Annotated in this window: 6 protein-coding genes and 2 pseudogenes; 7 read left to right on the top strand and 1 reads right to left on the bottom strand. The window is 69.7% G+C overall.

The annotated features are described in order from the left end of the window. Positions 1 to 873: 873 nt before the first annotated feature. Positions 874 to 1128: pseudogene (locus FRZ03_RS41160) on the bottom strand (effector-associated constant component EACC1); the annotation flags it as partial. A gap of 760 nt (positions 1129 to 1888) precedes the next feature. Here FRZ03_RS41160 and FRZ03_RS08880 point away from each other — a divergent pair. From FRZ03_RS08880 to FRZ03_RS08850, 7 genes and pseudogenes are all read left to right on the top strand, one after another. Further along, positions 1889 to 2887 carry an AraC-like ligand-binding domain-containing protein gene (locus FRZ03_RS08880; RefSeq protein ID WP_146464611.1) on the top strand — a complete coding sequence of 333 codons (999 nt, stop codon included), beginning with the start codon at positions 1889 to 1891 and terminating at the stop codon, positions 2885 to 2887. 448 nt (positions 2888 to 3335) lie between these two features. Continuing rightward, a complete protein-coding gene (locus tag FRZ03_RS39710; protein ID WP_222443350.1) occupies positions 3336 to 3611 on the top strand; it encodes a hypothetical protein in 276 nt (91 codons plus the stop codon). Between the two features lie 70 nt (positions 3612 to 3681). Further along, complete coding sequence (locus tag FRZ03_RS08870; protein WP_146464609.1) at positions 3682 to 4092, top strand: peptidoglycan-binding domain-containing protein; 411 nt, start codon at positions 3682 to 3684, stop codon at positions 4090 to 4092. Positions 4093 to 4276: 184 nt separating this feature from the next. After that, positions 4277 to 4753 carry a hypothetical protein gene (locus FRZ03_RS08865; RefSeq protein ID WP_146464608.1) on the top strand — a complete coding sequence of 159 codons (477 nt, stop codon included), beginning with the start codon at positions 4277 to 4279 and terminating at the stop codon, positions 4751 to 4753. A gap of 483 nt (positions 4754 to 5236) precedes the next feature. Continuing rightward, a pseudogene (locus tag FRZ03_RS08860) lies at positions 5237 to 5872 on the top strand (helix-turn-helix domain-containing protein); the annotation flags it as partial. 917 nt (positions 5873 to 6789) lie between these two features. Further along, the gene (locus FRZ03_RS08855) at positions 6790 to 7998 is read left to right on the top strand and encodes a cytochrome P450 (RefSeq protein ID WP_146464607.1); all 1209 of its coding nucleotides are present in this window, start codon (positions 6790 to 6792) and stop codon (positions 7996 to 7998) included. Positions 7999 to 8102: 104 nt separating this feature from the next. Continuing rightward, a complete protein-coding gene (locus tag FRZ03_RS08850; protein ID WP_146464606.1) occupies positions 8103 to 9455 on the top strand; it encodes a serine hydrolase domain-containing protein in 1353 nt (450 codons plus the stop codon). Positions 9456 to 9461 lie beyond the last annotated feature (6 nt).

The following is a 9461-nucleotide window of genomic DNA, read 5'->3' as shown; positions in this document are numbered from 1 at the left end:
AATCCCAGGGGCCCTCCTGCCGGATCCGCGAGATGGCGCGGTCGGCGGGCCGGGTTGTTGGCGGCGGCTGGCTGGCGCCGCCTGGCCATGGACACGGTCGCCAGGCGCGCCGGCGTCGGCAAGGTTGTCGGACAGCCCCTCGGCCTGCCGCCGTGGCAGGGGGAGTTGGTGTTCCCGCATCACGCTGAAGACCGCGTCCTCCGAGTCCAGGGTCATCGGGTGCGGCCCGCGTCGTTCTCCTTCCTCCAGTACGTCGATGAGCGCGCCGGTGAGCGCGGTGTGCTCGGACTCCCTCGGGGGAGGGCGAGTTGCTCGGCGGAGCCGATGAAGTACAGGCACCGCGTGGGCTGCGTGCTCAACGCCGGTAACGGAAGCGCCGCGTCCGAGTACCGGGTGGCCGCAGAAGCAGCAGTCCAGGGAAGACGGACGACGCGCGGCTCGCGGTAAGGCCTGGCGCAACGCGGCGAAGGAAAGCGCCTGGTGGGTGCGAGGTCCGGGTGTGCCGATCCTTGGCGCGGGCCGCGAGGTGCAACTCCCCGTCCACATGGAGCAGTTCGTGCCCAACGAAGTGGACGAGCAGCGCGCTGTCCGCCCTTCTGGGCCCCTTCGGCAACCGCCTGGGCCATGAACCTGGCGTCGGGCGGGTCGAGTTCGTCCCGTATGCGCTCGGGCGACACCCTGCAGCGTTCGATCAGGGGGTGCGCAGGGCGCGGCGGGTCGGGGCGGCGGACGGTTCCGGGGGCAGGCCGGGGCCGTCGTGCTCGGCGGCGGCGAGGAGGGGACGCGGCCGCCGGCGCCGGTCAGACCGAGGCTCGGACGCGCCGGGGACGGCTCTGTCATGAAAGCCCGCGGCGTTCGGGGTGCTCGCGGCACTCAGGGTCTTCGTCCCTTTTGTCCAACAGGGCGGCGAGGTCCGCGGCCCGCCGTCGCAGCGCCGCGGCGTCGAGACCGGCCACGCGCTTGCCGGTCGGCTCCAGAGAGCGGCCGCCGCCCTCCAGTGTCACTTTCAGCCCGTACCTCACCGCGCCGGCTGCGCAGCCAGGTGATCACCTCGGTGGCCGGCGCGGTCACCGAACCCCCCGGTGCGAGCGCCACCAACACCGCCTCCAGCACCGGCCCGAGGGCCCCGGCCCCGGCGGCCGCTTACCCAGTTCGAGCCGCCCCCGCGTCGGCTGGTCGTTGCTCAATCAGTCATATAAGTAACGGAGGTGGTCCGCAGCGTCCGGGCCCTTCGCGTCCACCCGTACGTTCACGACGCCCCCGTCAGTCCGCCGATCACGCTCGCCATGCCGGGAGGCCAGCAATGCTTCGGGAGGGATGGACAGGGCGTGAAGGAGTGTGCCACCCCCGACCTCGCTGGAGGCCCATCCGCGGCAGACCGGGACCCGGGCGCCTGCGGCGGAGCGCAGCAGTTCACGCAGTCGCGCGGTGACCTACGCCCGCCGTCGCGCTACGGCCGTGGTGCGGTGCGGTGCGGTGCGGTGCGGGGTGGGCTGTAGAGGATCTCGACCAGGTTGCATCACCCGTGGTCGTAGCGGCGGCGCTCGGCACGCATCTCCTGGCAGGCGGGGCAGCGGTGCGCGCGTTGAACCGAACCTTCGGCCGGTCTGGCCCGCGAGCCCGAACGCCAGCATCTGCCGCCTCGGATCGGTGCACGCCGGGAAGCTGTTCAGGGCCCGGCTCGTGAGCGCCGGACGACCGGCACGGCCTCCCAGGGCCGCCAGGTGATGGCCTCACCCTCGTTTCCGAACAAAACCCCGGCCATGGTGAATTGGCCGATTTCCATACTCTTTGTCAGGGGAGATCGGTCAGTATCGTGTTTCGTGCACAGCCACGCGCAGGCCCAGCCGGCCTGAGCCTGCCTGAGCCCCATGACTGGGAGCCATCTTTGGAGAAGATCTTCGACAGCGATGACTTCCCGGCACGGGATGCTTTTTCAGCGTGGGAGAAGGCAACCGCGGATGCGGTGATGCCGACATCGTTCGAGCTGTGCGGTACAGATATCTTCCGTGGCTGGGTCAGAGCGATGCCGCTCGGAGCGGTCCAGGTATCAGCGATGGCTTACTCGTCCTACGTCACGCGGAGGACTCCAAGGCTGATCCGAGTCTCGGACCCGGAGATCTTTGCCTTCGGCGTCACGAAATCCGGCTCGCATGTGATCGAGCAGAATCGCAATCGCACTGCGGTCCGGCCCGGTGAACTCCTGTTCTTCGAAAGCTCGCGCCCTTTCGAAACCCACGCCGACGGCGAATGCATCCTCATCCAGTTTCCCCGTACGCTGCTTCCTTTACCGGACCGCCATGTCACTCAGCTCATCTGCCGAGCCCTTCCCGGAGACCAAGGCATCGGACAGTTGCTCACGGCCTTCCTCACTCACCTGGCGGAAAGCGGTACGACGTACACGCCGCGTGACGGCGCGCGCCTCGGCACCGTAGGCATGGACTTGGTCACCGCTACACTGGCGCACTTTCTGGAGCGCGAGGACGACATGCCCTCCGAAACCCGTCAACGCGTCCTGTTCACGCAGATCACCTCGTTCATCGAGCGTCACCTCGCCGACTGCACCCTTACTGCGGTTGAGATAGCAGAAGCCCATCACATCTCGGTTCGCTCACTCCATAGAATTTTCCAGCAGCACGGAGTGACGGTCCGTTCCTGGATGCGCGGCCGACGGCTTGAAGGCTGCCGTCGCGACCTCGCTGACCCCCTGAAGCATCACCTGCCCATCCATGCCATCGCGACACGATGGGGATTCTCCCAGCCTTCGGACTTCACACGCGCCTTCCGAGTCCTCCACGGCATCACCCCCAGCGACTACCGGAATCAAGTGCACCGCCACGGCGACCAATGTGGCACACAAAGCCAAGTGCCTGGCGCACCTGGCTAAGGCTCTGCGTTCACCTTGCGGCGATGATCGAGCGACAGCAGCCGATCCGGCATCGATCACCTTGTGACCCGGAAATGCTGCAGTCACCCGGTCACCACGGATCCCGGGAGAACCACAAATGCGACCAGGCACACCTGCGCGCCATGGGATGCCGAGTAGCCAGGGTGCCGGCCAGCCGGGCGGTCCGAGCCGCCGCACCGCATCAACAACGGGAGAAAGCATCGTGCAGATCAGGAGCATCGCCGTCGCAGCAGCCGGAGTCGTCTTGGCTGGGGGTCTGGGCACACTGCCTGCCGCCGCGCACCCCACGGTCGTGCCCGCAGCGGCCGACCGCTGCGCGCAGCAGGCCGCGTGGCAGAACACGCGCACGGGCCTCCACCTCGACGTCACGGGCGGAGACGGTAAGACCTGCGACGGGCGTAGGAACCAGCACTTCGCTTCGGCGCCGGTGGCCGACGTATCGGGCGCCGCGGTCAAGACGATCCGGGTCAAGGGTACGCACGTGGCTCTACGGGAGTGCCCGCGCACGAGCTGCGGGGTCGCCGTCCGGGTGTCCAATGCGACGCTGCGGGCGTACTGCCAGACGGACCGGCACACCAACAAGGTCTCGGGAAACAAGTGGTGGACGAAGGTCTCCCTGCTGTCCGGCAGCGACCCGGCCTGGGTGAGCAACTACTACGTGCGTGGAGCCGCACCCAAGGTGCCCCACCTTCCCACCTGCTGACCATCGCCCACCGACGCCCCCGCCTCCCGCCGGGGCCGCTCTTCACGCCGCTCTTCACGAGGAGACAGACATGCCCAGGCCGTCCTCCCGCACGAGAGTCGTCAGCGTCCTGGCTCTGACCGCCGGACTGCTCGTCGCCGTACCCGCGGCCACCGTCCATGCGGCAGTTGGCCTCCGGACGACCGGTGCGGCGGCTCAGGCCGCCGTGCACTCCTGCACCTACCGTTCCACCGTCGGCTACACCTGCGACTACTACTACGGCACCGCGACCATCAGCGAGGGAAGCGCCAACGCGGACGCCGTCAGGGAGATCCAGGACATCATCGATCGGCACACGGACTACCCCCTGTGGGTTTCGGTCGACGGGAGCTTCGGCCCCGACACCCTCGCGGCGGTCAAGTGGCTGCAGAGCCACCACGACATCGCGGGCGGCGCGGACGGCATCGTCGGCAGCCACACCTGGGACTACCTGCGCCGCTGACTCGAGCGGCCAAGACCTACCACCGTTCGTCCAACCTGCGCCGTTCCCAGGGCAGACGGCGCCGGGCGGCAGCGTCACGCCCGCCGCCGGTGGCCCTCGTACACGGCACCCTCGGACACAACCAGAAAGCACCCAGATGGCCACAAGGGAAGCAGCGGCTCGGGCGCGGGGCACGTCGGCCCTCATGCCCCTGTTCGCAACATCCGGGACCGCGGTGACGGTGGTCGCCGCTCTGCTGCTCGCCACTCCGGCCGGCGCGGCGGCGGCACCTCGGACTCCGCCCGCCCGGCACACGACGGCCGACTCGTGCGGCCCCAGCGTCAATCCCAACTCCTACATCCCCAGCGCCAGGCGACACAACGGCCCGGCGGTGAAGATCGGCAGCACCAAGATCCAGCTGCGCTACGGCAACCGGCCCGGAGGTCCGCGCTACTACTGGGCCACGATCACCCACGCCAGCCGGGGCGACAACGTCGCCCTCCACTGGCACATCGAATCCGACTCCTGGTACGACAGCGGCGTCTGCTCGGCGACCGTGCACTCGGGAGGCAGCCAGAACACCCGAGCCGTCAAGGACGTCCACGGCGGCGGCGTCCACCTGGAGGCCCAAGCGTGCGGCAAACACGCCGGCCACAACAAGTGCGCCCCGCCGCGCCCCTGACACCTCTGGACACGGGACCGGCAAATCCGGTCCCGTCGACGGGCCTGCACTTCACGGATGCGACCTGAACGACGGCCCGTTAGCGGGTGTCGGCCCATGGCGGGATGGACGTGGGTCGAGGTGGGGCTGCCCGGCGAGGGCAGGTCGTGCAGTCGGGCCACGCCGAGGATGGCGTGGTGGACATCGTCGCCGCGTAGGCGGCGATCGCGGACGAACTTGCGGGTCTTCATCCAGAGGAGTCGTGTTCGACACGGGCTCTGGCCCGGCGGTGGACCATGTCGTCGGCTTGCTGCTCAGATGTGAGTGGTCGGTGTGTGCGGGGTGCCGCGACAGCCGCCGTCTCCGAGAACGGGTGCGTCTCTCACGGCGCGGTCCACGCCGGATGTCCGGTAGGTGCGGGCGCCGTGCGAGAAAGTTTCCCGCCGCGGAGGCGACCCGGTCGCGAATATGCTCCTGGTCCGGAGGTTGATCGGTGGGCAGGTCGGACGCCGTCACGAGGCACGTGGCGGGCCCAGGAAACGTGAGGCGGGGGCAGGTGCCCGGCATCGGCTGGTGTTCGTCGACCGGCTGGTCGTCACGCTGATCCATCTGCGGCACGGTCTCCCGCACTCTGTCCTCGCCCTGTTGTTCGATGTCGACCGCTCCACCGTCACCCGCGCGATCGGAGCGATACGCAGGCTCCTGGCCGGACGAGGATGCGCGGTTCCCGACCGGCCATGAAGGCCACCGTCATCGCCGACCGCGAGGGCCGCACGCTCTGGACCGACGCCCTGCGGCCGGGACGGATGCACGATGCGACCGCCGCACGCAACGAAGGCATCGGGATCTGCTTCCAGCACTTCCCAGACGTGGAAGTGCTGGAAGCACGACGGCTACCTCGGGCTCCGGCGCGACCACCCCGGCGAGGCGATCACACCGCCCAGAGGGCCGAGCAAGATCGCTTCGCCGCACGTACACGCCGCCTGAGATGAGGCCCGGCACAGACACCCATCGAAGCGCATCACCGTCGAGCGCGCGCTCGTCGAGCGCCGGGCGAGCGCGGGCAGCGAGCAAGTTCGCCAAGTGCGCCCCCGACGCTCCAGGTTGGCCGAAATCCTGCGATCTGGCCGGAATATTTGATTTCCTCTCTGTGAACCACCAAGTGGTACGGCAGTGGCGCGCGGGGCCCGGTGGTGTGCCGAACCCATGTGGGAGCTGCCGCTGGCATATGGCAGGTGTCTTCCGAAGTGGCGGTGGAGCGATCGCCGCTGCCGGACAATCACCCCAGATCAGGGCCCGGGTTCGGTGATCTGGGCCGAACGTGCCATCCAGTGCCAGGCCTCGCGGTTGCCCCCGGAGTGCGCGCACTGGTGCGGGTCCGGTGGATATTTTTTCGCGGAGCCGGTTTGCGGATGGGGCGCCGGGGCACCCGCGGGCCGATCCGACCGCGCTCCCGTACGCGTGCCCGGGGTGTCGGAGACAGCTTCACGGTGACGCAAAAACACCGGCGGAGTACTCTCCGTTCAACTTCAGGGGGTTGCTTACGTGTGACTCACCGTGAAGACTGTGGCCGAGATCCAGCGAAGCGAAGGTGGCGGGGTGCGCAATCATGCGATTCGTGGGGCGGACTGCTCTTCTATTGCGTATCGTCACGTCGCGTTCCGAGCAGTAGGGGCCCTCGGCCCCGTTGTCCGTATACGAACCGGATAGATCCCGCGCCATCACCGCACGGGAGGTTTCGCCAAGGGGGATGGGCTATGTCGGGATGGTGCGCCGTACGATCGGGCTCGCCTCCGGGTCGTGGCCGACCGCGCAGCCGCCGCGTCCTGCGCCGTATGTGCTGACGTTTCCCGGTCCGTCCCGGCCGCGGGGCCGACGGCATCTGACCCGTCCCGCCGCTCCAGGGCAAATCGTCGGCACGCCACACGGGTCACACGCCGCTCCCGTCCGCAGGGTCGCGCGGCGGTCCCCGGGATCTTCCGCCGGCCGGTGCCGGTTCGCGCCGTTCCGCGCGTGGATGGCTTCTCTGTGCCCGCACGCGCTAGCAAGGAGACAAGGTGATCAGCAGGCAATCGACGGTTGGACAGCGACTCCTGGAGGAGTTACCCGACCGCTGGCGAGGTCTACGCGGGGCCGGTCCGGTACGGCACGACGAGGTCCAGGGCACGTGGCAGGTGCTCGACCACGAGAACGTCGCCGCCGTGCTCGCCGACCCGGCGACGTATTCTTCGGACCTCTCGGCTCTCAGCCCCACCCAGCCCGACTTCGAGACCTTTACCCAAGGCAACTTCGTCGGCATGGACCCCCCGGAGCACCGCAAGCTCCGCGCCCTGGTCAGTCAGGCGTTCACCCCCCGGGTCGTTCAGGGACTCGAACCCCGTATCGAGGCCATCTGTGCCCGGCTGCTGGACGAGGTCGCCGACCACGACCGGTTCGACCTGGTCGACGCGCTGGCCTATCCGCTGCCGATCATCGTGATCGCCGAACTGCTCGGCATCCCCGCCGAGGAACACCGGCTCTTCCAGGAGTGGGCGAGCGTACTGTTCGGCGGCGACCAGCTCGGCGAGGCGCCGGACATGGCCGATCTGGAACGGGCGCTGGAGGCCATCGCTCCGACCGTGCGCGAGATGAACAGCTACATGCTGGACTACATACGCGCCCGCCGCGCCGCCCCCGGTGACGATCTGACCAGCAGACTCATCGCCGCCGAGGTCGACGGGGTGCGCCTGCGGGACCAGGAGATGGTCGGCTTCGTGGCGCTGCTGCTGGTCGCCGGGCACATCACCACCACCGCGCTGCTGGGCAACGCCGTCGTCACCTTCGACCGGTACCCCGAGACGGAGGCGTTGCTCCGCGCCGAGCCGCTGCGCATCCCGGCCGCCGTCGAGGAGGTGCTGCGCTGGCTGCCCCCCTTCCCCGAACTGGGCCGCCGGGTGACCAGGCCCGTCGTGCTCGGCGGCCACGAGATTCCCGCCGACACCCTGCTGATGGCCCATCTCGGCGCCGCCAACCGGGACCCCGCCCGCTTCGACGCGCCCGACGTCTTCGACGTGACCCGCTCGCCCAACCCCCATCTGACCTTCGGGCACGGCATCCACTTCTGTTTCGGCGCGCCACTGGCCCGGCTGGAGGCACGGATCGCTCTGGCTATATTGCATGAACGATTCCGCATGCTGGCGATCCCGTCCCACAAGGACATCACCTACCAGAACCCGGCCGTGATCGTCGGCGTACGGCATCTGCCCATCGAGGTCGGCAGAGCGTAAGCCCCTGCGCCCACGAAGCGCCCCGGCAGGCCCCCGTACCGCTCAGACCCGGGCCGGACCGGAACACCCGCACATGAGACCCATCCAACGGGAGTCCCCTTCTCATGCCGTACACCATCCCCGCCGCTCCGCCCGCCTCCCGGACGCCCTCGCTGTTACGCCGGGAACTGCGGGACCGCCTCGAAGCGCTCGCCCGGACCCACCGGGTACCCGGCGCCCAACTGGTCCTCGACACCGGCACGGACGTCATATCCATACACACCGGCACTGCCGACATATCCGCCGGCACCCTGCTCACGGCCGAGACGGCGGTCCCCCTGGGCTCGCTCACCAAGCCCTTCACCGCGGCCCTCGTCATGCTCCTGGCCGACGACGGTGACGTGGACCTCGACGAGTCCGCGGCCGAACACCTCCAGGAGCTGCGCGGGGTACCCGGGGTGACCATCCGCCAGTTGCTCAGCCACACCGGCGGGCTGCCCACCGGGCCGGACTCCGACACCGCCGCGGCGACCACCGCCGCCCGTTACCTCCTGTCGGTGTGCACCGCCGGTGACCTGCTCTTCCCGCCGGGCACCGACTTCTCCTACTCCAACGCCGCTTACGTCGCCGCCGGACGGCTGGTGGAGTCCGTCACCGGCATGCCGTGGGCCGAGGCGATCCGCTCGCTGCTGCTCGAACCGCTCGGTGTCGTACCGGCGTTCATCGGCGACACCGCGCCCGCGCGGCCTGTGGCCGCGGGACACGCGGTCAACACCGCCACCGGACAGGCCCTCGTGGCCCGCCAGAACCTGGCGCCGCTGGAGGCGCCGGCCGGCGCGCTGCTCGCAAGCGCCGCGGACCTGGCCGCGTTCGGCAATGCGCTGATCGGCCGCAACGTCATCCTGCCCCCCGCCGTCGCCAAGGACATGCGCCGTCCCGAGCCCGCCGCCCGGCCCGGCACCCTGGCCGACGGCTGGAGCCCCGGGCTCGCCTTGTACGAGCAGGGCGAGCGCGTGTGGTACGGCCACGACGGCAACGCCCAGGGCACGTCCTGCCACCTGCGCACCGACCCGGAGAGCGGTGTGGTGGTCGCCTTCACGGGCAACGCGGGCGGAGCGACCGCGCTGTGGCGCGACCTCGCCGGCGAACTCGCCCGGCTGACCGGCATCCGGGTGCCCCCGGGCGGACACCCCGTGGCCGGGGGGCGTCGGGCCGCCCTGCCCGGCTGCGTGGGCACGTACCGCAACGGCACCACAACCTACCGCGTCACGGCCGGGCCGGACGGCGAGCCGGCTCTGTCCGTGGACGGTGACCTGGCACTCCCGCTGATCTGCTACGCCGACCTGTCGTGCGACCTGCGCGATCCGGCCACCGGGAGTCTGGAGCCCGGCGGACGCTTCCATCGCGACCCGGTCACCGGGAGCATCGACCGCATACAGATATCGGGCCGCACGGCGCGCCGCACCGACGACGGCTGAGCCACG

The sequence above is a fragment of the Streptomyces misionensis genome, assembly GCF_007896895.1.
In the GTDB taxonomy this organism is placed as follows: domain Bacteria; phylum Actinomycetota; class Actinomycetes; order Streptomycetales; family Streptomycetaceae; genus Streptomyces; species Streptomyces misionensis_A.
Note: the sequence above shows the minus strand (reverse complement) of the source record. Positions and strands in the feature narration are given on the sequence as shown.